Annotated in this window: 20 protein-coding genes; 8 read left to right on the plus strand and 12 right to left on the minus strand. The window is 55.9% G+C overall.

Translation table 11 applies throughout. The annotated features are described in order from the left end of the window. Positions 1–89: 89 nt before the first annotated feature. Positions 90–1,325, minus strand: coding sequence for a sugar ABC transporter substrate-binding protein (locus tag G538_RS0109875; RefSeq protein WP_029069193.1), 1,236 nt, complete (start codon positions 1,323–1,325; stop codon positions 90–92). A 319-nt stretch (positions 1,326–1,644) separates the two neighbouring features. Here G538_RS0109875 and G538_RS0109880 point away from each other — a divergent pair, with 319 nt between their 5' ends. Continuing rightward, a complete protein-coding gene (locus G538_RS0109880; protein ID WP_245566845.1) occupies positions 1,645–2,718 on the plus strand; it encodes a LacI family DNA-binding transcriptional regulator in 1,074 nt (357 codons plus the stop codon). A gap of 44 nt (positions 2,719–2,762) precedes the next feature. Next, entirely contained in the window at positions 2,763–4,544 is a 1,782-nt protein-coding gene (locus G538_RS0109885) for a glycoside hydrolase family 13 protein (RefSeq protein ID WP_029069195.1), read from the plus strand. A gap of 69 nt (positions 4,545–4,613) precedes the next feature. On the opposite strand, the gene dusB is transcribed toward G538_RS0109885, so the two are convergent. Next, complete coding sequence (gene dusB, locus G538_RS0109890; RefSeq protein ID WP_035834155.1) at positions 4,614–5,753, minus strand: tRNA dihydrouridine synthase DusB; 1,140 nt, start codon at positions 5,751–5,753, stop codon at positions 4,614–4,616. Positions 5,754–5,972: 219 nt separating this feature from the next. Here dusB and G538_RS0109895 point away from each other — a divergent pair, with 219 nt between their 5' ends. Continuing rightward, entirely contained in the window at positions 5,973–6,389 is a 417-nt protein-coding gene (locus G538_RS0109895; protein ID WP_029069197.1) for a hypothetical protein, read from the plus strand. A 90-nt stretch (positions 6,390–6,479) separates the two neighbouring features. On the opposite strand, the gene G538_RS0109900 is transcribed toward G538_RS0109895, so the two are convergent. Then, positions 6,480–7,865 carry a glycine--tRNA ligase gene (locus G538_RS0109900; protein WP_029069198.1) on the minus strand — a complete coding sequence of 462 codons (1,386 nt, stop codon included), beginning with the start codon at positions 7,863–7,865 and terminating at the stop codon, positions 6,480–6,482. A gap of 171 nt (positions 7,866–8,036) precedes the next feature. Here G538_RS0109900 and G538_RS0109905 point away from each other — a divergent pair, with 171 nt between their 5' ends. The 5 genes from G538_RS0109905 (at position 8,037) to G538_RS16145 (ending at position 11,701) form a co-directional block, all read left to right on the plus strand. Beyond that, positions 8,037–8,945 (plus strand): metal ABC transporter substrate-binding protein, encoded by a 909-nt coding sequence (locus tag G538_RS0109905; RefSeq protein WP_342664649.1) that lies wholly within the window; start codon positions 8,037–8,039, stop codon positions 8,943–8,945. Next, the gene (locus tag G538_RS0109910; RefSeq protein WP_029069200.1) at positions 8,945–9,724 is read left to right on the plus strand and encodes a metal ABC transporter ATP-binding protein; all 780 of its coding nucleotides are present in this window, start codon (positions 8,945–8,947) and stop codon (positions 9,722–9,724) included. The genes G538_RS0109905 and G538_RS0109910 overlap by 1 nt, the downstream gene beginning before the upstream one ends. Beyond that, on the plus strand, positions 9,721–10,662 hold the full coding sequence (locus G538_RS0109915) for a metal ABC transporter permease (protein WP_029069201.1): 942 nt from the start codon (positions 9,721–9,723) through the stop codon (positions 10,660–10,662). The genes G538_RS0109910 and G538_RS0109915 overlap by 4 nt, the downstream gene beginning before the upstream one ends. Beyond that, positions 10,650–11,048 carry a Fur family transcriptional regulator gene (locus G538_RS0109920; protein ID WP_029069202.1) on the plus strand — a complete coding sequence of 133 codons (399 nt, stop codon included), beginning with the start codon at positions 10,650–10,652 and terminating at the stop codon, positions 11,046–11,048. The genes G538_RS0109915 and G538_RS0109920 overlap by 13 nt, the downstream gene beginning before the upstream one ends. Positions 11,049–11,149: 101 nt before the next feature. Next, entirely contained in the window at positions 11,150–11,701 is a 552-nt protein-coding gene (locus G538_RS16145; RefSeq protein ID WP_051196913.1) for a DedA family protein, read from the plus strand. 25 nt (positions 11,702–11,726) lie between these two features. Here G538_RS16145 and G538_RS16150 read toward each other — a convergent pair whose 3' ends face one another. The 9 genes from G538_RS16150 to G538_RS16160 all read right to left on the minus strand — a co-directional run bounded on the left by G538_RS16150 (position 11,727) and on the right by G538_RS16160 (position 23,261). After that, positions 11,727–12,515 (minus strand): isoprenyl transferase, encoded by a 789-nt coding sequence (locus G538_RS16150; RefSeq protein ID WP_035834078.1) that lies wholly within the window; start codon positions 12,513–12,515, stop codon positions 11,727–11,729. Between the two features lies 1 nt (position 12,516). Beyond that, the gene (recO, locus tag G538_RS0109935; protein ID WP_029069203.1) at positions 12,517–13,248 is read right to left on the minus strand and encodes a DNA repair protein RecO; all 732 of its coding nucleotides are present in this window, start codon (positions 13,246–13,248) and stop codon (positions 12,517–12,519) included. Positions 13,249–13,311: 63 nt separating this feature from the next. Next, on the minus strand, positions 13,312–15,072 hold the full coding sequence (leuA, locus tag G538_RS0109940; RefSeq protein WP_029069204.1) for a 2-isopropylmalate synthase: 1,761 nt from the start codon (positions 15,070–15,072) through the stop codon (positions 13,312–13,314). A gap of 295 nt (positions 15,073–15,367) precedes the next feature. Next, positions 15,368–17,404 carry a variant leucine-rich repeat-containing protein gene (locus G538_RS0109945; RefSeq protein WP_029069205.1) on the minus strand — a complete coding sequence of 679 codons (2,037 nt, stop codon included), beginning with the start codon at positions 17,402–17,404 and terminating at the stop codon, positions 15,368–15,370. Between the two features lie 124 nt (positions 17,405–17,528). Continuing rightward, positions 17,529–19,439 carry a DUF7937 domain-containing protein gene (locus G538_RS17405; RefSeq protein WP_029069206.1) on the minus strand — a complete coding sequence of 637 codons (1,911 nt, stop codon included), beginning with the start codon at positions 19,437–19,439 and terminating at the stop codon, positions 17,529–17,531. Between the two features lie 67 nt (positions 19,440–19,506). Continuing rightward, positions 19,507–20,433 (minus strand): GTPase Era, encoded by a 927-nt coding sequence (era, locus tag G538_RS0109955; RefSeq protein WP_029069207.1) that lies wholly within the window; start codon positions 20,431–20,433, stop codon positions 19,507–19,509. Further along, a complete protein-coding gene (locus tag G538_RS0109960) occupies positions 20,430–21,746 on the minus strand; it encodes a hemolysin family protein (protein WP_029069208.1) in 1,317 nt (438 codons plus the stop codon). The genes era and G538_RS0109960 overlap by 4 nt, the downstream gene beginning before the upstream one ends. A 6-nt stretch (positions 21,747–21,752) precedes the next feature. Continuing rightward, positions 21,753–22,205 carry an rRNA maturation RNase YbeY gene (ybeY, locus tag G538_RS0109965; protein WP_029069209.1) on the minus strand — a complete coding sequence of 151 codons (453 nt, stop codon included), beginning with the start codon at positions 22,203–22,205 and terminating at the stop codon, positions 21,753–21,755. Further along, positions 22,206–23,261, minus strand: coding sequence for a PhoH family protein (locus G538_RS16160; protein WP_035834081.1), 1,056 nt, complete (start codon positions 23,259–23,261; stop codon positions 22,206–22,208). It abuts the gene before it with no gap. Positions 23,262–23,290: the final 29 nt, after the last annotated feature.

Here is a 23,290-nt window from a genome sequence, read left to right on the forward strand (position 1 = left end):
CGTGGTGTGGCGGTGACGCCTCGGGGGTCCCGCATGCGCAAGACCCCCGAGGTGTGTCAGTTCACTGCGGGTGTGAACTGTTGTGATGATTAGCTACCGGACATCGCTTCTTCGATGTTGCTGATCATGCTGTCCCACGCGGCGGGGGCGTCCTTCTCTTGGCCTGAGAAGATCGCAACTTGGGTTGCTCCCCAGAAGCCCCACACGGCTCCCATTTCTGGAAGTGATGGCATAGGAACACCCTTAGCGGCAACCTCACCAAATGCGACTGTGAGTTCGTTGTCGACCTTTTCCGCTGATGCGGTCAGCGCGGGCTGGCGCCCACCCGCAGCGTAGAGTGCGTCAGCTGCTTCTTCGGTGGACAGGAAGTTCACCACAAAGTCATTCGCGAGCACTGGGTTTGCGGCCTTTGCGGAGATGTAAGCGCCCTGTACACCAGTGAAAGGCTGAGCTGGTTCACCACCTGCCGAAGGAATCTCGTGGATGGAGATATCCATTCCTTCAGCAGCGAACTCACTGGCATACCACGGCCCAGTGATCATGTAGGGCGACTCGCCCGCCAAGAATGCTTCTTTGGCTTGGTCGCCGCCGATGTTTGAGTCGATGATGCCATCGTCACCGAGCTTCTTCAGGTATTCAGCGAACGCGTGCCCAGCGTCGCCTCCCATACCGATCTCTGCTGTGTATGCGCCGTTTTCGTATGCGAATACCGGAGCCCCAAATGATGTTTGCAGCGGGTACATGTGGTACGCGTCGCCTTCAGCACCTTGCTGGAGCAGGACAGGGTACTTGGCGTCAAGGTCTTCGCCTTGTTCGATCAGTTCATCGAAGGTGGCAGGTGTTTCGGAGACGAGTTCGTCGTTACGGACCAACGCAATTGATTCAATCGAGTAAGGAACACCGTAAGTTGTTCCTTCATAGGTGAACGCCTGGGTTGAGATTTCAGTGAACTCAGCTGCTTTGTCACCCAATTCCACAGGAGCTACGACACCATTGGACACGAGCTCGCCAAGCCAGTCGTGCGCTCCAACGATCACATCTGGGCCTTCGCCAGTGGGAACTTGTTGAATGAACTCAGTACGGATGTCTCCTGATGCCTTTTGCACCACCTCGACATTCACGTTGCGCTCAGTCTTGAACGTTTCAATGACATCGGTGAAGTCGTTGATTCGGGTTTCATCAACCCAAATCACCATTGAGCCCGATGGGGCAGCTTCTGAAGCCGTAGGGTCAGATGTTTCTGGGGAGTCAGACTCGCCAGAGCATGAGGACAAGACGAGAGCCATGCCAAGGACCGCAGCTACTGCTGGGATGCTTCGTTGCATCGTTGATCTCCAATGAAGACGGGGATGGGAACGGAATGATCATGGTCGATCACCCTGATGGACTAGACACTAGGTGATTTTCGCCCACATTTGCAAGCCGTTGCAGAAACTTTCATGCAACGATTGGATATCGCTTGCAACAGGCCGTACACTCACTGTTCAGGACACGGCCACAACCACCGATCTACCAGGGAGCAACGACGTTCCTGCGTTAGACTCGGGTCCAAGACCACCCCTTGCAAGACCTTGCAAAACCCACCCACCCGGTCGCCCGCACAGCGACCCACGCACGACAACGAAATCGACAAGGAGGTCCGAGGTGTCGTCAGCCATCAACCTGTCGGGCCCGCACAAAACCCGCCTCACCGACCTCGCCGAACAAGCAGGGGTATCCACCGCCACAGTGTCCCGCGTGCTTAACGGAAAACCCGGAGTCGCAGCAGAAACACGTCAAGCCGTCCTCGCCGCGTTGGACCTACTGGGCTATGAACGCCCCGACAAACTACGCAACCGGTCAGCTGGGCTGGTCGGCCTGATCGTCCCCGAACTCACCAACCCCGTTTTCCCAGCCTTCGCACAAACCATCGAATCTCTGCTCTCGCAACGCGGATACACCCCGCTGCTGTGCACACAGTCCCCCGGCGGCACAACCGAAGACGAATACATCGACATGCTCAAAGACCACTCCGTCGATGGAATGCTCTTTGTTGCCGGGCTCCACGCAGATACCAGGGCAAACCACCAACGCTACGAACTACTTCGCACCCAAAACACCCCGCTGGTCTTCGTCAACGGATTCGCATCAGAAATAGAAGCCCCTTTCATCTCCTGCGACGACGTCGCAGCGATGGACTTAGCCGTACGCCATCTCGTTTCCCTAGGGCACCAGCGCATCGGGCTAGCCATCGGACCAGACCGTTTCATCACCTCCCAACGCAAAATCCGCGGGTTCCGCGAAGCACTCACCCGCCACCTTGGAATCCTCGACACTGAACAGCACGTCGCCACCTCATTGTTCACTGTCGAAGGTGGTCAAGCAGCTGCCATGGAACTACTCGAAGCCCGTCACACCGCCATAGTCTGCGGTTCGGACCTCATGGCACTTGGCGCAGTACGCTCCGCACGACAACAAGGGCTACGCGTCCCCGAAGATGTATCGATCGTGGGATACGACGATTCCCCGCTCATTGGGTTCACTGACCCACCGCTCACCACCATCCGCCAACCAGTAGCAGCGATGTCCGGAGCAGCAGTCTCCGCACTGGTGTCCCTGATAGAGGGGGCATCAACACCGCGCAAGGAACTGTTGTTCCACCCAGAACTCATTGTTCGCAATTCAACTGGCACATCGCCTGACGCCCGGGTACATGTGTATCAAGGGCACCAAACCTGATCGCCGCATCACAACCCAGACCCAACCCACCGAACGGAGAACCCGTGGCACTGACACTCACCACGACGTCGCCAGATGTAAGCATCCTCCACACCCCCCACAGTGGCCCAGCACAATGGTGGCGCAATGCCGTCATCTACCAGGTGTACCCCCGCTCATTTGCTGACGCCAACGGCGACGGCATCGGCGACATCGCAGGAATCACCCAACGGCTAGACCACCTACGCGAACTAGGCGTCGACGCCCTGTGGCTCTCTCCGTTCTACAAATCTCCCCAAGCCGACGCCGGGTACGACGTTGCTGACTACCGCCAGATCGACCCACTCTTTGGCACCCTGGACGACTTCGATGCCATGGCCGCCAAGGCCCGCGAACTCAACCTCAAAGTCATCGTTGACCTCGTCCCCAACCACACCTCCGATGACCACGAGTGGTTCAAAGAAGCCCTCAGCGCTGGCCCCGGCTCTCCCGAACGCGACCGCTACATGTTCCGCGACGGCAAAGGGAAAAACGGGGAACTGCCACCCAATAACTGGCAATCAATCTTTGGTGGCCCTGCATGGACCCGTGTCGACCAGCGCTGGAATGCCAGCGAAGACGGCATCGCAGACCAGCAGTGGTACCTGCACATGTTCGACACCCGTCAACCAGACCTGAACTGGGACAACGCAGAGGTCCGCGAAGACTTCGAATCCATTCTGCGGTTCTGGCTTGACCGCGGAGTCGACGGATTCCGCATTGACGTCGCACACGGCATGGTTAAAGCAGCTGGCCTACCAGACTGGAACGGTCTGACCTCCATGGTGGAAGGAACCACCGCCGAAGGCGCTACCCAAATCAAAACTGATGGCACCCCTAACGAAGATGGTGGCAACGGTGGCGGCAACTCTGGCCCAATGTTCGACCAAGACGGGGTCCACGAAATCTACCGGTCCTGGCACAAAGTCATGGAAACCTACGACGGCGACCGAGCACTTGTCGCTGAAGCTTGGGTTGAACCCCTCTCACGGCTAGCAATGTACGTCCGCGAAGATGAAATGCAACAAGCATTCAACTTCTCCTATCTCACCACCAAGTGGGATGCAGCAGCCCTACGCACCGTCATCAACGCATCAATCCGCGAAAACGACAACGTCGGTGCGCCCACAACATGGGTGCTGTCCAACCACGACGTCGTACGCCACGCATCACGCATGGGCCTAGCAACCGGGGAACTCAACCCCAACGGCATCGGGAAAAACGACCCACAACCCGATGCTGCACTTGGACTGCGACGGGCACGCGCAGCAACACTACAAATGCTCGCGCTACCAGGGTCGGCGTACCTCTACCAAGGCGAAGAACTGGGACTACCAGATCACACCACCCTGGACGATCAGTACCGCCAGGACCCCGCTTGGGAACGCAAGGGCCACACCGAAGCTGGTCGTGACGGGTGCCGCGTCCCCATCCCGTGGGAAGCGGACAGCCCCGCCTACGGATTTTCCACAACCGGACAATCCTGGTTGCCACAGCCTGACACGTACAAAGCTTGCGCAGCCGACGTGCAAAAAGCGACAGCCAACTCCACGTTCTCCATGTACCAGCGGGCACTGAAACTTCGCCGGGAACACAACCTTGGGCTTGGCTCCCTAGGGTGGGTCACGGAATTTGAGCACACCGGAGAAGTACTCGCTTTTGAGAACAACAACATTATTGTGCTCACCAACATCGGTGGCGACGCCATCGAGTTGCCACAGGGCACACGAGTTGTGTTGTCTAGTGCGCCAATGCATTCGGCGCTGACCGTTGAGCGTGATGTCTGCGTGTGGATTGTGCGCGACTAGTTAGAGTTCAGCTTCTTGATAGGTCAGGGGTCGCACACATGTGTGCGACCCCTGACCTATGCCTGCTAGCTACCCGCCAGAGACTGACAGTTCTGCTTCTTCTAGGCGACGGCGGAACTCTTCGGATAATTCGCGTGAGTCCAACCACCCCTCGGGCAGGTGTGGCCGTTTGGGGGTGCCAGCGCGCCCACGTTGACCTTCAGCGATTTCGCCAGGGTAGGGCGCATCAAGATCTAGTGCGTCGAGTTTGGTGCGTAAGTCAGCAAGAGAATCAACCAAAGCCAGCCCATGACGGGCATCACCGCCTACTGCGTACCCTTTGAGGTACCAGGCCATGTGTTTACGCAGATCGCGCAGCCCACGCCCCTCATGACCGAAGAACTCCACCATGTATTCACCGTGACGGTAAATAGTGTCAGCGACTTCACGTAGACCCGGCTGCACGCGTTCAGGGCGGCCAGCAAACGCTGCGGTGAGATCAGCAAACAGCCACGGTCGCCCTTGACAGCCACGACCAACAACCACGCCGTCACAGCCGGTTTGGCGCACCATCTCTAGCGCATCGTCGGCTGTCCAAATATCACCGTTTCCAAGGACCGGTATCGTTTTTACTTCTTCTTTCAATGCCCGGATAGCACCCCACTGGGCGTTGCCGGAGTAGTGTTGCGCTGCGGTGCGCGCATGCAAAGCAACTGCAGCGACGCCAAGATTTTCTGCGGTTCGCCCCGCTTCAAGGTACGTGATGTGATCGTCATCGATCCCCATCCGCATTTTGATTGTCACTGGTACGTCATAGGGTGCTGCTGCGGTTACTGCGGCATCGATGATGCGGGTGAACAGTTCGCGCTTCCAAGGGAGGGCCGCTCCCCCGCCCTTGCGTGTGACCTTGGGGACTGGGCAGCCAAAGTTGAGGTCAATGTGATCGGCACGGTCTTCACCGGCAATGATTTTTACTGCCGCACCCACTGTTGCTGGGTCGACGCCGTACACCTGGGCGGAACGAGGTTGTTCATATTCTTCGAATGACACAATGCGCAAAGATTCCTCGTTGCGTTCCACAAGCGCCCGGCTTGTCACCATCTCCGCCACGAAGAAACCCTCGCCCTGCTCACGGCACAATCTCCGGAAGGCAGTGTTTGTCACGCCGGCCATGGGAGCGAGAACAACAGGTGTGGCGCTCACGTGCTTTCCGATGCGCAACGGGGGCATCACGGGTGTATCAACGGTGGGTGTGTGGAGTGTTTCAGGCACCAGTCCATTGTGTCATCGCTGTGCAGGCCGATGCGGCTCAAGAACCTGGATTCTCATCACACTGTGTACCTCTTTTTATGGTGGTGAACACCTCGTAGGCCGATGCGCTTCTTGACTGTCACATTGCGGCGACCTGTGACATAAATGGAGTGGGGAAAGCCGAAGGAGGAGGTCATCATGTATCACCGCAACTATGTGGTTCGCGCGCTGTCTTTTATGGGCATTGCTGCCGTGACGCTCACGGGGTGTCTTAGTGAGCGTTCTGAAGAACCTGCAGATGAACGACACGTTGACGTGATTATTGAAGAAGTTGATATATCTGAAACGTGGGACGGCAACGAGGCAGACCTTGGGGCACGGGTAGAGGACGGTGCCATTGTGTATATGTCGGCTGGGTCTTCTTCGTGCCCGGCAACCATTGAGGCCGTGTCACAGGAGGGTAAAGATATTTCCCTGCATGTTAAGCAGTACCCGGCTGATGCAATATGCACCATGGATTATGTTCCGATAATGCAACGCATTACTCGTGAGGATCGCGATCCTTTCCCCGCAGATGCTGTCGTTGAGGTCGAGAACCCCAACCGCTTTCAGTAGAGCTGGGATGAACGGGTAGTACGCCAAGGGGGTGAAGAACCGTGATGGTTCTTCACCCCCTTGCGCGGTGCATATCAATCAGGCGAAGAGTTAAGCACCGATCAGTCGTACCGCGAGGTATTCGCGCACCTTGTCGAGCGCCACGCGCTCTTGTTCCATGGAGTCGCGGTGTCGAATGGTGACTGCGTTGTCTTCCAACGTGTCAAAGTCGACGGTGATGCAGAAGGGTGTTCCGATTTCGTCTTGACGACGGTACCGACGTCCAATAGCACCTGCGTCGTCGAAGTCCACGTTCCACGTACGCCGTAGTTCAGCGGCGAGGTCACGGGCTTTAGGTGAAAGATCTGCGTTCCGCGACAGCGGCAACACAGCAGCTTTCACCGGCGCGAGACGGTAGTCCAGGCGCAGCACTGTGCGCTTGTCTACCCCACCCTTGGAGTTCGGGGCTTCGTCCTCGCTGTAGGCCTCCACCAAGAACGCCATTAAGGAACGGGTCAAACCTGCCGCAGGTTCGATGACGAACGGGAAGTACCGCGTGTTCTCTGCTTGGTCGAAGAACGACAGGTCTTTACCGGAGTGCTCTGAGTGAGTTTTCAGGTCGTAGTCTGTCCGGTTGGCGATGCCTTCAAGCTCGCCCCATTCTCCACCAGTGAACCCGAAGCGGTATTCGATGTCGACTGTGCGCTTGGAGTAGTGCGAGAGCTTCTCTTGTGGGTGTTCGTACAAACGGAGGTTGTCGGGGTTGATACCGAGGTCGACGTACCAGGCTTTACGGTCGTCAATCCACTTTTGGTGCCATTCTTCGTCTGTTCCAGGCTTGACGAAGAACTCCAGTTCCATCTGCTCAAACTCACGGGTACGGAAAATGAAGTTACCTGGTGTGATTTCGTTGCGGAAGGACTTTCCAATTTGGCCGATGCCAAAGGGAGGCTTCATGCGTGAAGCACCTTGCACGTTGGAAAAGTTTACAAAAATGCCCTGCGCGGTTTCTGGTCGCAGGTAGTGCAACCCCTGTTCATTATCAACAGGACCGAGGAAGGTCTTCAGGAGACCTGAGAAGTTTTGAGGCTCCGTCCACTCACCCTTTTTCCCACAGTTTGCACAGCCAATTTCGTCCATGCTTTGGGGCGCACGGCCTTTTTTGTACTCAAACTCTTCTTGGAGTGTGTCCATGCGGTAGCGCTTGTGGCATGAGGTGCACTCAATGAGCGGATCGGTGAAGACTGCAACGTGCCCAGAGGCTTCCCACACTGCCCGTGGCAGAATGACGGAGGAGTCAATTCCAACGACGTCTTCTCGCCCGCGCACAACTGTTTGCCACCATTGGCGCTTGATGTTCTCTTTGAGCTCCGCACCAAGTGGCCCGTAGTCCCAGGCGGAACGCGAACCGCCGTAGATTTCTCCACTTTGAAAGACGAAGCCTCGACGCTTCGCGAGGGAAATGACATTATCGAGACGTGAAGGCGTTGCGGCCACAGTCATCACTCCAACTTGTTCTGATGGCCCCACATGGCTCGTAGGGCGTTTTGGGAAAGCTGTAAATCAGGGAACAACCTACGTTACCTTCATTGTGCCCAAAGAACGCCATCGGCGTGGTGACGAGAATCATTTTGACCAACACCACACAAACTATTGATAATGGATCTCATGAACGCCAAGCGCATCCTCGCCGCAGCCCTTGCCCCAACCTTGCTTCTCGCCGCATGCTCCACTCCCGAGCAGGAGGATGACACACTCAACGTTTTAGCCTCGTTCTACCCCCTGGAATACCTTGTCCAAGAAATTGGGCAAGACCGGGTCACCGTTTCGTCGCTCACCCCTCAAGGCGGAGAGCCTCACGACCTCGAACTGGCACCTGCACAAACAAAAGACATCTCAGGTGCAGACCTTGTGGTCTACCAATCAGGTTTCCAAAGCGCCGTCGACAAAGCCGTCGAAGCACGCACCCCCGAACACGTATTTGATGCCGGGGTCTACGCAACACTGGCGCTCACAGAAGACGACGGACATGACCACAGCGCAGACGACGGACATGACCACGAAACCGACCCACACTTTTGGCTAGACCCCAAACTCTATGCCCAAGCCGCACAAGATCTTGCAGGCGAACTCTCAGAAGTCGACCCAGAGGGAGCTGAGCAATACCAAGCAAACGCACAGAGCATCGTCGACAAACTGACAGTCCTTGATCAGCAATATTCCACTGAACTTGCCACCTGCCAACATGACACTGTTGTCGTTACCCACGCGGCGTTTGGTTACCTCGCACATGAATACAACTTCAATCAACTCGCGATCAGCGGAATCGACCCAGAGGCTGAACCAAGCCCAGCCCAAATACGCAACGTGCGATCACAAGTTGAAGAGCTGGGCTTGAAGACAATCTTCTTCGAAACTCTTGTTTCGCCGAAAGTCGCTGAGACCCTCGCCGCGGATCTCGGCATCGACACAGGTCTTCTCGACCCTATTGAAGGGCTTGTGAACACTGAGGAAACCTACTTCAGTATCATGGAGAACAACCTCACCCAACTGAAGACTGGACTCGGCTGCGCATAATGAACGAATACCCCATCGTTTCTGCGGACAATCTCCATGTGCATCTCGGCAATAGCCACATCTTGCGCGGTGTTTCACTCGCCGTCAGCCGCGGCGAAGTTGTTGCAGTACTTGGGGCAAATGGTTCAGGTAAGTCCACACTCATCAGAGCACTAACCTCGATCATTCCCGTCACATCGGGAACCATCGAGTTGTTTGGGCAAGCCACTGGGGCAAGCGCCCCATGGGCAAAAATTGGATACGTACCACAACGCATCACCGCACAGTCTGGGGTCACGGCGTCCGCCAGCGAAGTCGTTGCTTCTGGGCTACTACATGGGCGCACCATTCGGCTCCCGCGCGGCGCTAAAGCTCAAGCACACGCTGCACTTGAATCGGTTCACCTCGCTGATCACGCACACCTGCCACTCAGCGCGCTATCTGGGGGCCAACAACAACGCGTCCTCATTGCCAGGGCACTCATACGCAACCCAGAACTCCTCATCCTTGATGAACCAGTGGCTGGGGTTGACCACCCATCCCAAGAAGCATTTGCAGCAACTCTCAAAGATCTCGTTGACCAAGGGCGCACAATCATCGTGGTACTCCACGAACTCGGAGAATTCGAAAGCCTCATCACTCGAACCGTTGTCCTGCGGCACGGACGCATCATTCATGACGGGCCAGCCCCACGAGCCTCTATCCGCCATGCAGAACCTGACCATGACCACGTTCACCCACACGAAGGGTACGTTGAACAAGGTTCCGCACTACTCCCAGAACTTGGATTCGACCAATGAGCCCTCTGCTGGACATGCTGAGCGACCCACTCATGCAACGCTCACTCATCGCAGCGGCTGTCGTTGGCTTAACTGCGCCCATTATGGGAACCTACCTTGTTCAACGCAGGTTATCCCTTCTTGGTGACGGCATAGGGCACGTTGCACTTACCGGCGTTGCTCTTGGCTGGATCATTGGTTCGGCGATGGGTCTCGTTGAACGTGACGCCCTTGCCGTGCCGGGCGCGATTTTCGCCGCGATCATAGGTTCCGTCGCTATCGAGTATGTTCGAGAAAAAGGACGAACCAGCGGTGACGTAGCCCTAGCCCTGTTGTTCTACTCCGGGATTGCGGGCGGAGTTGTCCTTATTTCCATTGCTGGGGGCACAAACGCCAACCTCATGGGGTACTTGTTTGGCTCGATCTCTACTGTCACTGAACTCGATCTTGCGTTAACGGTCTTCCTGGGAATTCTGATCTTCCTCGTAGGTATTGGCCTGCGAGCTGTGCTCTTCGCAGTCTCCAACGATGAGGAATTCGCTCGAGCATCAGGGCTCCCCGTTCGGGCAGCGAACCTCACCATAGCCATCGTGGCAGCACTAACTGTCACCGTGTCAATGCGCGTTGTTGGCCTCCTCCTCGTCTCTGCAGTCATGATCGTTCCTGTTGCTGCAGCTCAACTACTGGCAACAACCTTTAAACGCACCATGACTATTGCCATGGGCATCGGCGTCATCGTTTCCATCAGTGGATTGACCATCACCTACTGGTACCCACTCTCCCCCGGCGCCACGATTGTTCTCCTAGCAGTGGCAGCCTACATTGTGGCTCTGCTCATCCATACACTTCTTGGGCGACGGCGCATCACAGCACGCGACCCCCACCCAGACCTCCCTGACGACGTAGACTTGGTTGCTGCAGGTACGCAGACAACCAGGAGTGACCAATGCAAAGAATGACCCGTCAGCGTCAATCCATCGCCGACATGCTGGCTGCGACCAGTGACTTCAAATCCGCACAACAACTCCATGACCTACTGCGTGAACGCGGTGAACCCGCAGGCTTAGCGACCGTTTACCGTACGTTACAAAACCTAGCCGACGCGGGCGAACTAGATGTTCTGCGCACCGAAGACGGTGAAATGTTGTTCCGTCAATGTGAACGCGGAGAACACCACCATCACCTGGTCTGCCGTTCCTGCGGAAAAACGGTAGAGATCGATGGCCCAACAGTCGAAGACTGGGCAACACGCGTTGGCCGAGCCCACGGATTCAGCTCAATCGAACACACCATTGAGCTATTTGGCACCTGCGAAGAGTGCGCTGCTCGCCCGGCCTCGTCATGACGCCACACTAAATGCGGGATCGCCAGAACCCGGCTGGTTCTCATGACGGGAGTTGTGTCACACACCGGCCCCACATGGCCGAGCAAGGGTAACCTAATAAGGTGCCTCAACCCGCAGCCGATGCGCCGTTCCTTGAACTTTTCCTCTTCTTCTTTGGAATAGTTTTTGTCCGCACCCAAGTCACCTACTGGCTAGCACGCGCCGTCGCTCACCAGGCCGTCAAGCGCGCCGACTCACGCACACCCCGATTGAAGCGACTCACAGCATGGATGTCCCGCGACTCCACACAACGTGGAGTGCTCACTGTCCAACGATGGGGGCCACTTGCTGTATTTGCCTCATTTTTCATGACGGGCACAAAAACAGTGATCAATTCAGGCGCCGGGCTCATCAAGATGCCCTTCGCCCTGTACCTGCCCACCATGGCACTCGGCTGCATCGCCCACGCACTCATTTACGCACTCGTCGGGTGGGCAGCGTGGACAGCAGCGTTACAAGCGGCTGCAGGGTCACCACAGGGGCTTAGCCTACTTCTCATCACTATTACTGCCGTGGCAACTGGGCTCTACGTTCACCGCCGCAAGCGAAGGAAAACGGCAGCAGCGGTGTCTTCTGCGCTGCCACACAACGACTCGCCCCACCAAGCACCGTAGCCCTTGGCGGGACTGAGCACTGACATCACGACGTTGTGATCGGTTTTGGTTTATCCACAGCACCACCGTAGCGGCGGTCCCTCCGCGCATACTGCTCAACCGCCCGCCACAGTGAGCGACGGTCGAAATCTGGCCACAGTTCATTCATGAAAACCAACTCGGCATAGGCTGATTGCCACAACATGAAGTTCGATGTTCGTTGCTCACCAGATGACCGAATGAACAGATCAACATCAGGTAAATCTGGTTCATCAAGGTACCGGGCGATAGTTTTCTCAGAAATTCGGTCCGGTTTGACCCGACCAGCCGCAACATCTGCAGCGATAGCAGACACCGCATCGGCAATCTCAGCCCGCCCACCATAATTCACACACATATTGAGCGTGCACACAGTGTTTTGGCGCGTTAACTCCTCGGCGTCACGTAATTCCCGGATGACTGACGGCCACAGTCGCTTCGACCGACCAGACCACCGAACCCTTATGCCCCACTCATTCATAGTGTCACGGCGGCGGCGAAGAACATCTTTATTGAACCCCATGAGGAACCGGACTTCGTCTGGTGAACGCTTCCAGTTTTCTGTGGAAAACGCATACACCGACACGTGACGAATACCGATCTCAATGGCACCAGCCATGACATCAAGCAGAGCAGCCTCCCCCGCTTTGTGGCCTTCCGTGCGCGAAAGGCCACGCTCATTTGCCCACCGTCCATTACCATCCATAACAATCGCCACATGTTGCGGAACGAATTGGCGCGGGATCGAGGGAACCCGCTCTCCGGAGGGGTGCGGTGGAGGAGCAATAGGGCTCACATCAGGGCCTTTCCACGAGACGAAGCGCACGAATAGTGCGTTCAAGATGGTATTGAGTAAACGCAGCAATCAGTCCGCTCGCTTCACGCTGGCTGCGTTCAGGCGACGCCAAAACAATCGGCCAGTCGCCGCTCAGCAAAGCTGCCATATGCGCGAACGTTTGTGGTGCAGGTGACGCCGCACCTGGTGGACGACACGCCCCACAGACGGCGCCTCCCGAGGCGACCGCATACGAGGTGTGCGGTCCAGGTGCACCACACTGCGCACACACATCAAAGGAAGGAGCGTAGCCGGCCACTGCAAAAGAGCGCAGCAAGTACGAGTCAAGAACGAGCTCAGCAGGATAGTGACCCAATGACAACGCCCGCAATGCCCCGGCAGCAAGCCAAAATTGTTGGACCGCAGGCTCACGTTCCGCGACTGTTAAACGGTCTGCCGTTTCCACGATGGCACTCGCTGCGGTGTAGCGGCCATAGTCTGCGCAGATTTCTTTTGCGTAAGCGCCAATCGTGTCAACCTGCGTGACCATGTCGAAGGTGCGGCCCTCATTGAGTTGAATATCAATGTGCATGAACGGTTCCAGGCGGGCCCCAAATTTTGAGCCGGTACGCCGGACGCCTTTTCCTACAGCCCGCACCTTGCCATGTTCGCGCGTGAGGAGCGTGATAATACGATCCGCCTCACCCAGTTTCTGGGCGCGCAGCACAAGTGCATCATCACGGTAAAGGGGCATAGTTCTATTGTCCCCCATGGGGGCGGCAGTGCCGCACCCCCATGAGTAGACCTTCACACAATGTCAACGACGATCTTCCTCAACCGGTACGCGCCCGGTGCGGTTAATTGCGGAGATAATTGCCTTCAAGGAGGCCGTGGTGATTGACGGGTCAATGCCAACCCCGAACAGAACCTCGTCGCCTACCTTGCATTCCACATAGGCCGCAGCCGATGCGTCACCACCAGCAGCTAGTGCATGTTCTGCATAGTCCAACACCACAACAGGGGCACCATATGCTGACAGAGCATTCACGAAAGCATCAATGGGACCGTTCCCGTGCCCGGTAAGGGTCATAGGTGAGCCATTGTCCACGAGGTCAATTTCCAAGGAATCCGCTTCGCCCTCAGCGGAGCTAGCCCGCGTTCCCAGCAAGGCAAACCGGCCCCATGGAGCGAGGTTGCTCCCTGGCGCGACAGGCAGATACTCGTCGGTGAAAATCTTCCAAATGTCTTCTCCGGTGACTTCGGTGCCCTGAGTGTCCGTGACACTTTGCACCACACGCGAAAATTCAATTTGGAGGCGACGAGGCAAATCAAGGTGATGTTCGCTCTTCAACAAGTACGCCACTCCGCCCTTACCCGACTGGGAATTGACACGAATGACAGCTTCGTAACTACGGCCAACATCTTTTGGATCGATGGGCAGGTACGGAACCGCCCACACAAGATCATCAATGGATGAACCTGCCTGCGCAGCGCGGGAATCCATAGATTCCAGCCCTTTCTTGATGGCATCTTGGTGTGACCCTGAGAACGCGGTAAAGACTAGGTCACCTGCGTAGGGGTGCCGTTCGGGGACTGGCATTTGGTTACAGTGTTCAACGGTTCGCCGGATTGTATCAATGTCACTGAAATCAATCTGCGGATCGATCCCTTGGCTAAAGAGATTCATGCCCAAGGTAACGAGATCAACGTTCCCGGTTCGTTCCCCATTACCAAAGAGACACCCTTCGATACGGTCTGCACCGGCCTGGTAACCCAACTCTGCGGCCGCAACTGCCGTGCCACGGTCGTTATGTGGGTGCAGAGACACAATGACGTTCTCACGGTGATTCAGGTGACGACTCATCCACTCGATGGAATCTGCGTACACATTAGGGGTAGCCATTTCTACCGTCGCGGGCAGATTGATGATGACTTTGCGATCTGGTGTTGGTTCAAGAACCTCAAGAACCTCATTGCAGATTCGCACCGCGAATTCCAGTTCAGTGCCGGTGTACGACTCAGGTGAGTATTCGTAAAAGATGTCTGTCTCGGGCAGTGTCTCTTCGAATTTGCGACACAACCGCGCGCCTTCCAAAGCGATGTCAACAATGCCGTCTTCGTCTTTGCGGAACACCACGTCGCGCTGCAGAATCGACGTCGAGTTGTACAGGTGAACAATGGCTTGCTTGGCACCATGCAAGGACTCAAAAGTGCGGGCAATCAAATGTTCCCGCGACTGTGTCAGGACTTGAATAACCACGTCATCAGGAATGTGCCCGTCCTCAATGAGGAGGCGAACAAAATCGAAATCGGTCTGTGAGGCTGACGGAAAACCAACCTCAATTTCCTTGTACCCCATGGAAACAAGGAGCTTGAACATACGCAGTTTGCGATCGGCGTTCATCGGTTCGATAAGTGCTTGGTTTCCGTCTCGCAGGTCAACCGCGCACCATCGCGGGGCTGAAGTAATCGTGCGGTCGGGCCACGTCCGGTCTGAGAGTTCAACTGAAATGAGATCACGGAATGGAACGTATTTGTGGATAGGCATACCGGAGGGGCGCTGTGCTGGTGCAGTCATGTTCCTAGTTTCTGTCTGGGGAGTACGCAGAAATTATTCTGCGGGGACTGTGCCGGCACACACCGACCGCCGCGACGAGAGACCGGCTCTAAGCCTCGTCGCGGCACAGAAGAAGAAGGGTGACTTGCATGTCGCTGTCCACGTTGTCCACTGTACAACGACTCCCCCCGAGTCGCTTACGGTGTTTCAGAGAACGAACACCGCCGTACAACGACGTGCGGCCTCTACCTGAAAGAGGTAGAGGCCACACATAGTTCAGGGTCACTGCATGACAACTGAACTTTCACTCAACAGATCACAGAGCGCCGAGGTACTGGGTCAACACTCCCATGTTGTCCATCCACCACTGCTCATCCGTGAGATTTCCTTCGGTCTGCAGGCGCAGCACGTTTGACGCGAGGATTCCCATCGAATCAGCGGATGACTGACCTGAGGAGATAGCCCAGCCTTCAGACTCTTTTCGAGCGACAAGTCGCAGTTCATCAAGGCCGAGTTCTTCGAACGCAGGTACGTCCTTGATGCATACGCTGACTGTCATCACATCAGCTTTCACACCAACACATTCACTGGAAAGGTCCAATGCAATTGAGGTGCCCTCAACCTGTCCGTCAATGGTCAATGAATCGAGTTTCAGGTAAGCGGTGTCGCCTTCTTGACGATCTACAGAAAATGCTGCGCCTGACACAGTGAATTCGTTGAAGATAGCTTCGATTTCCTGTAAGTCCGCGTCTGCTAAGCCAAGGTCAGGCTGAATCACACCAGTGCGGCGTTCTGCAGTGACGTAGTGAGAGGACAACCCTGCAAAGTCAAAGGTCTTCACGGAGTCAAACGCCGACGCCACAAGATCTGTTGCCGCCTGCTCGGGGCTGTCTGCGTATGAGGGCTCTGGAACCTTGGAGAAGTCGGCCTCGACACCAATCATTGCGCCTTGCAGATCAACTATGGTCAGGCTTGGGCTGATGTACCAGCCATTGCCTTCTTTCACGGCAATCAAAGCGAACGTTATGTCTTCTTGAGGGCCTGTTTCGGTGTTACCAAGGCTGTCAAGGAGTCCATCAAGTGGTGAAGATGGACCGGATCCAAAGGAGTCATCGGTTCCCCACGGGTCATCAGACGTAGAACCAGATCCAAAGTCAGAACCTGCTGAACCAGTCCCGTATAGCGACTCGTAGAGTTCGGCGATTTCTTCATCGGTGAGGATGCCTTTGTACAACTCAGCGAAGTCTTCTTCCGACATCGCATAGTCGTTGGGGTCGCTTGTGGAGGAGTCACTACCGAAGGGATCAGTTGAGGTGTCTGAACCGGACAGATCGGATCCGAATGGGTTGTCTCCCAAGTCAGATTCGAGACCGTCAAGACCAGAGTTCAGCGCTTCAGCAGGAATGACCAGGTCTTGTGCGGAGAACTCAACCGGGAAAGCATCCTTGGCAGCGGTCTCAAGCTCTGTAGCAACCTCGTCCGTTGACGGGAACTGTCCGCCAGCTTCAGTGATGATGTCACCGAGCGGTGAACTTTCTACATCAGCGAAAATCTCATTAATCGCTGCTGACATTTTGGCATCATCAACGTCAAGAGTGAAGTCACCAGTGGATAGTTCCACTCGGGCGTAGTCTTCTGTGAGTTCCTCGACGGAGAACGTGACATTGTCCGCAGTGAGATTGAATGAACGGTAGAGATCGAGGAGGTCATCTCCGAACTCTTCGGTGCCCGTCTGTTCATCAATGTGTGAAGAGAACTGCTCCATAACATCGGCCGTGTATTCGCGATCGATGGGCGACAGTGATTCATACAGGGCAACATCATCGGACTCGGTCAGTGCATCCATGAGTTGCTGAGCAGCAGCCTCGGGACTTTCTGCGCCACCCATCTTGGAGAACACGAAGTGGTTCAGCGCGAAGGCGCCAGCGCCGACAACAGCAAGTGCACCAACACCCACGCCAATCCAGAGGCCACGTCGGCTCTTCTTCGTAGGAGCATCTCCTGGAGCGGCCTCGGGGGACGGTGCAAATTCTGGACCAGGAACCTGACCGGTAGGCATTGGAACAGGAGGAAGATTTTCCTGCTGAGCGGAAGCAACAGTTGGTGCAGCAGCCTGCTGCTGCGGCTGAGGCACTGGTGCCGCCTCAAGTGGCGTAGAAGTGCGTGAGGCGAGCGCTTCGTTCACAGCTGGGTCGCCCAACTGCCCTAGCCATGTCACTAAGTCTGGGTAGGTGGAAGGATTGCGTGCAATCGCTGGCCGCAGGTCAGGCCGGTGCATGGCGATGTCCTGCAAAGTTACGCCAGGTGTTGTCGGATCGAGCGCTTGTTCAAGTGTGTAATCTTCAGGTTTCATGATGTCCCTTGTTGTGGGGTAGACCGGAACAGACTACAGGCAATACCCTACCGAGCGGCATTGTTTTACATACAAATTGAGGGACGCCATTGGTTGGCGCCCCTCAATGACATTCAATGTTCAACTACTTAGCTGATGTTCCTCGTCGCGCTAGTGCCGCGTCAATGTCGGGGTCACCGACACTTGCGAGCCACTGCAAAAGAGCCTCGTATGTTGCCGGGTTCGCGGCAAGGGCCGGTCGCAGTTCAGGGGCGACCTCCGCAATCCTCGCCAGCACTACTGGATCAGTTGAAGGGTCTTGCGCCTGCTCCCACGTGTAGGAATGCGCATCTGCAACGGGTGCAGACTGAGCCACCGAAAGCACCTCTTCACGGGTCAACGACTGAGTATCGGCAGTGTTTGGCCGACTGTCATCAACGGAGGGTGGCGAGTGTGGCGAAACTGGCCGCATCACCGCAGTACTGTCCACAGGTGTTCCTTGATCTGTTCCTGATGAACGTGGCATCACTTGGGTTCCGTGAGCTGATTGCCGCGACGGGGAACTAGTCCCCACTGACGCAGCAGGCGATTGGGTCCCGTGCCCCGCAGTGGTTGGCTGGTGCGCGCTGGCAACGGTGGGGTGCTCCTGTGATGTGCTATATGCAGTGGCCACATGTGCTTCAGGTTGTTGTGCTGGCGCAACACTTGGGAGCATTCTTTCAGACCACGTGTAGGCATCGGCGTTTACCGGACGCTGGGCAGCGCCACTGCGGAAGTACTCACGCGCACCTGCGTGGCCAAATACCGCGATTAAGCCCAGTACTGGGAACACGAGAATGAACATCAAGTGGGCTAGTGACATCCCCCAACCCTGTGGCGATGCATTCGCTAGCACTACACCACCGATCAAACTCACCGCGAGCGCAATGATTATTGCTGGACGCGCTGCGGCGCCTTTGGCGCGCAGCGACCGCAGCGCTAGCGCGCCTGCTGCGAGAACTGCACCAGCTCCAACGATTACTTGGACCAGTTGGCCCGCACCTTGATCCTGTCCCAAAGACTCGCCAGAAATGGTAAAGACAAGAACATAAATGAGCAGGTACCCAGCCGCCCACCACACAAGAACTCCAAGAAGACCGGTAATCTCCTCGATGTTCACTGCAGGCTCTTCACGGCGAGTTGTGCGACGTTCCCAAGCTGGGGAGGAAATCAACGCTGCTACTGCTGGAAGGAAGAGGAAAAACACACCGTATATGAGTGACATGGGCAGAATTCCACCAGGGAAGATCATGTCCACGGCGAGGTCTGACGGCAGTGAATTTGTTGCCGGTTCAGCGAAATGCGCAAGTACTAGCCACGAAACACCCACCGCGATAACGACACGACGCCAACCAGCTGAAAAACGCACTGCAGCAAGTACAAATGGTGCAACCGCAATGGCCAGAGCAATCACCAACGCCAGAATGAACACTGTTTTGATGTCACCAGACACTCCCTCAGTCATCGCACTGACGATGAGAGTCAACAGGCCCAGAGCGACCACGCCACCCAGGGCAATGATCACGGCTAGCCTGACATTTTGCGTTGGCCCCGTGTCTTTATCGATCGGCCCCAACTCACTGGCACGAGTTTGAGCAGCGAGTGCTGTTCCCACTCCTGCGAAGAGGAAAGCAAGACCAAAGAGAGTTAACTCATCAACAAGGAGGGCGTCAATAACAGCCCACACGACAAATCCAACAAACGGAACTGCACTCAGCCTGCGCACGATCCTCGTTGTGGCGACCGTCCAACCACCAGGTAGCACGCCTAACCGAGCGAGATACGGCAGTGTCAACACCAGGAAGGAAACGACCACAGCGAGCAGGAACGCTGGCATTTCACCGCCTGTGTGTGACCCATCCTGGCGGGCCAGAAGCGGCGCAGCGAGCGAAAGACCCAAGGTGACAACTGCCACCGCGTCTCTGACATAGTCACTTTCAGGTATTGAGGCGAATGACTCTTTGAGCCTCCGCGGCTCGGCCGAGGTCATTTCGGCGGTTAGTCCGGGTGTACTCATCAGTGTTCCTGCCTTCGTTCAGAGTGCTGGATCGAGGTCGTGACGCTGGTTGTGCGGACTGTGCGCCTCAGAAACCTAGTTTGTGCAGCAGCTTTGGATCGCGTTGCCAGTCCTTTGCCACTTTGACTCGTAGATCAAGATACACACGGCAACCCAAGAGTGCTTCGATTCCCACACGGGCTTGACTACCCACCTTGCGTAGTCGAGTGCCCTGTTTACCGATAATGATCCCCTTTTGGGAATCACGCTCGACGAAAATCGAGGCGTGGATGGTCAGATAGGGCTTGCCTTGACGTTCCTCTTCGATCATTTCCTCAACGATGACCGCTAACGAGTGCGGCAACTCATCGCGAACTCCTTCAATCGCGGCTTCGCGAACAAGCTCAGCGATCATGACCGATTCGGGTTCATCAGTTAGCTCACCGTCAAGATAGAACTCTCCACCCTCAGGCATATATGACACCAACAGGTCAGTCAATTCTGTGACCTGGTAACCGCCGACCGCCGATACTGGAATGATTTCTTGAAACTCCATGAGCGTTGAGACGTCAAGCAGATGTTGCGCTAGCGCTTCTTTCGACACGAGGTCTGCTTTTGTCACAGCGGCGATGACCGGCGTCTTCACGCGGCGCTCATTGAGTTTCTCCAGCTGAGCAGTGATGAAGCGGTCCCCTGGTCCAACTTTTTGGTCTGCTGGCAGGCAGAACACGATGACGTCAACTTCACTGAGGGTGGACTGCACAAGGTCGTTGAGTCGCTCACCAAGGAGTGTACGTGGGCGGTGAAGCCCAGGGGTGTCCACCAAGATGAGTTGAGCGTCAGGCCGGTGCACGATCCCGCGAATAGTGTGGCGGGTAGTTTGCGGTTTGCTCGTGGTGATGGCGATTTTCTGCCCCACTAAGGCATTCGTCAAGGTCGATTTTCCAGCGTTGGGCCGCCCGACAAGGCACGCGAAACCTGAACGGTGTTCTGGCTGTTGAGGTGAGGTGGTCATAGTGTGCTCTCCTTGGAGTCGTGTGTCGCGCTCAACGATGCGTCGGCGTGGTCTGGCATAGTCTGTGCCGCAAGATCGCGCACTAGCACGGTAGCAAGTTGTTTTCTGCGCCCATGGAACGTGTCAGCGGTGATTTCAAGATCGAGAATAGTCGTGTGAGAACCTGCAATGGGAATCATGCCCAGACCTTTAGCAAAAAGACCAGCGATCGTATCAACATCGGGGTCTTCTAAGCGTCGATCACACAGGTCACCAAGTTCGTCGAGCGTCATTCGGGCTGGCACCCGTAGCGCACCGTCTTGTGTCAGTTCAGTTTCCTGTGGGGCAACATCGTGCTCGTCAGTGAGATCTCCAACGATCTCTTCGACGATATCCTCGATCGTCACGAGCCCAGCAATTCCACCATATTCGTCGACAATCATTGAGATATGTTGCGCCGACTCTTGCATGTCCCTCAAGAGATCTGCCGCGTTTTTTGACTCTGGGAAAAATGCTATGGGTCGCATCAGATCAAACGCTGTTCGCGAATGAGGATCTGAGGAGTTCAGCAGCACCCTAGCGGTGTCTTTGAAGAACAACACACCTAGTACATCATCCGTCGAAGCACCCACCACGGGGATGCGTGAAAAGCCCGAACGGACAAATAACCGTTGTGCTTTAAGCAGTGGTGTAGCAGCGTCAATGGTGACCATATCGGTACGCGGCACCATCACAGCTCGTGCTGTGGTTTCATGCAATTCAATAACGGAACGCAACATGTCACGGTCTTCGTCCTCGATCGCACGGGACTCGTCAACCCTGTCTACAAGCTCTCGCAACTGTTGTTCATCATCTTCACCGCCGCGCTCTTCCAGGTGTGGGGTGGGCGAAATCGCCCACTGAGTCAGTGCAGCAACAACCGTTAACAACCCAGAGAGAGCCCCAAGAACAACATCTGGGCGCCGGCTTCCCAACCGTCGAGGGCTCATACGGATGAGCACCAGAGAAATCAACGTTGATAAAGCGGCAGCTATCAAGACCACAAGCCACCACTCATCAAGAACCGCAGCAATAGAGACCGTGATGCACGCGGTAGCTATCATTTCAGCAGCAATGCGCATGAACGATAGTGCGTGCACGGTGCGCTCTGCATCCTGCGTCAGGCGCTGGATACGGTTGCCCGGCACTGGGCGGTCAGCCACCAACTGGGCGACTGTGGAACGCGTAATACGGTGAAGCGCAGCCTCCGAAGCAGAAAGCAACGCAGCAAGGATTAAACCGGCCAGAGCAAAAATGACCAGCAGAGCAACTGGGGCACCGTCAAGGAGATGCATCGTGAGTTATCTACTCGCTAAGAATGTGAGGAGAAGATGACGTTGCAGGGAGAACATTTCGCGTTCTTCTTGAGGCTCGGCGTGATCGTAACCCAGGAGGTGCAAGATGCCGTGTGTGGCAAGGAGGAGCATCTCTTCGATGTGTGAGTGCCCGGCCTGAACCGCCTGCTCTGCTGCGACGTCAGGGCAGATCACAATGTCGCCAAGGATGCCCTCGTCCGCGGGATTCTCCACTGATCCCGGCCGCAACTCATCCATAGGAAACGACAACACATCAGTTGGTCCAGGAATGTCCATCCACTGCACGTGAAGTTCAGAGATCGTGTCTGGGTCCACGAACATGATGGATAGTTCGGTGCGTGGGTGAATGTGCATCGCTTCGAACACGTACTTCGCTAAGGCTGCGAACTCCGCCTCGTCGATAGAGACGTCAGATTCGTTATTGACCTCAATGCTCACTTAGGAGCCCTCCTGTGTGCTGCGGGGAATTGAACGTGGCGCCCCTGATCCACGATGGTGATTCTGGGTTGTGTCCCAGCGTGCATAAGCATCAATGATGTCACTGACAAGACGGTGACGAACGACGTCGCCAGATGCTAAGTACACGAACTCGATGTCGTCTACACCTGTGACGATATCTTGAACGATTCGCAGCCCAGAAGCCACCCCAGACGGGAGATCCGTTTGCGTGACGTCACCTGTGATAACCATTTTCGAATGATTCCCCAAGCGCGTGAGGAACATCTTCATTTGTTCACGTGTCGTGTTCTGAGCTTCATCCAAGATGATGAACGCATCGTTGAGAGTGCGACCACGCATGTACGCCAGCGGCGCGACCTCGATGGTGCCCGACTCGATCAACCGAGTAATAGCGTCAGGATCGATCATGTCGCGCAACGCATCATACAAAGGACGCACGTAAGGATCGATCTTCTCCGTCAATCCGCCAGGCAAAAAACCTAGACGCTCCCCCGCCTCAACAGCGGGGCGCGTCAAAATGATTCTCGTGACCTGTTTCGCTTGCAAAGCCGAAACAGCTTTTGCAACAGCCAAATAAGTCTTGCCGGTGCCCGCCGGTCCGATTCCGAAAGTAATCGAGTTGGAGTCAATAGCGTCAACATATTGCTTCTGCCCCAGTGTTTTGGGGCGAACCGCCCTACCCTTTGACGTCAAAATGTTGAACGCCAACACATCGGCTGGTCGGTGATTAGTTGCCGCAGTGAGCATCGCAATTGAGCGCGTGACAATGTCCGGTGTCAAAGGCGTACCTTGCTCAACAACTAGCACCAGCTCATCAATGAGCCGCGAGGCAAGGGCAACATCAGCAGCGGGCCCACGCAGTGACACAGAATTACCGCGAACATGAAAAACCACCGGACCGAACCCTTGCTCAATCGCTCGAAGCACAGTGTCGGCAGGCCCAAGAAGCATCGACATCGACACGTGTGATGGAACAACAACCCGGTGTTCAACATCAAGTTGATCGGCCGCGCGGTGAGGAGGCGGTGTGGTCATAGAGGTGTTTTTCGCTCCAAAAGTGGGTT

The sequence above is a fragment of the Jonesia quinghaiensis DSM 15701 genome, assembly GCF_000423205.1.
Classification (GTDB): domain Bacteria; phylum Actinomycetota; class Actinomycetes; order Actinomycetales; family Cellulomonadaceae; genus Jonesia; species Jonesia quinghaiensis.

Excerpts from the sequence above, each read along its gene's own strand:
- dusB (WP_035834155.1), bottom strand. The coding sequence starts at position 5,753 with ATGCCCCCGTTGCGCATCGGAAAGCACGTGAGCGCCACACCTGTTGTT.
- G538_RS0109960 (WP_029069208.1), bottom strand. The coding sequence starts at position 21,746 with ATGCATCTCCTTGACGGTGCCCCAGTTGCTCTGCTGGTCATTTTTGCT.
- G538_RS0109905 (WP_342664649.1), top strand. The coding sequence starts at position 8,037 with ATGAACGCCAAGCGCATCCTCGCCGCAGCCCTTGCCCCAACCTTGCTT.
- G538_RS0109915 (WP_029069201.1), top strand. The coding sequence starts at position 9,721 with ATGAGCCCTCTGCTGGACATGCTGAGCGACCCACTCATGCAACGCTCA.
- G538_RS0109910 (WP_029069200.1), top strand. The coding sequence starts at position 8,945 with ATGAACGAATACCCCATCGTTTCTGCGGACAATCTCCATGTGCATCTC.
- G538_RS16160 (WP_035834081.1), bottom strand. The coding sequence starts at position 23,261 with ATGACCACACCGCCTCCTCACCGCGCGGCCGATCAACTTGATGTTGAA.
- recO (WP_029069203.1), bottom strand. The coding sequence starts at position 13,248 with ATGCCCCTTTACCGTGATGATGCACTTGTGCTGCGCGCCCAGAAACTG.
- G538_RS0109875 (WP_029069193.1), bottom strand. The coding sequence starts at position 1,325 with ATGCAACGAAGCATCCCAGCAGTAGCTGCGGTCCTTGGCATGGCTCTC.
- G538_RS17405 (WP_029069206.1), bottom strand. The coding sequence starts at position 19,439 with ATGAGTACACCCGGACTAACCGCCGAAATGACCTCGGCCGAGCCGCGG.
- G538_RS0109895 (WP_029069197.1), top strand. The coding sequence starts at position 5,973 with ATGTATCACCGCAACTATGTGGTTCGCGCGCTGTCTTTTATGGGCATT.
- leuA (WP_029069204.1), bottom strand. The coding sequence starts at position 15,072 with ATGACTGCACCAGCACAGCGCCCCTCCGGTATGCCTATCCACAAATAC.
- G538_RS0109920 (WP_029069202.1), top strand. The coding sequence starts at position 10,650 with ATGCAAAGAATGACCCGTCAGCGTCAATCCATCGCCGACATGCTGGCT.
- era (WP_029069207.1), bottom strand. The coding sequence starts at position 20,433 with ATGACCACCTCACCTCAACAGCCAGAACACCGTTCAGGTTTCGCGTGC.
- G538_RS0109945 (WP_029069205.1), bottom strand. The coding sequence starts at position 17,404 with ATGAAACCTGAAGATTACACACTTGAACAAGCGCTCGATCCGACAACA.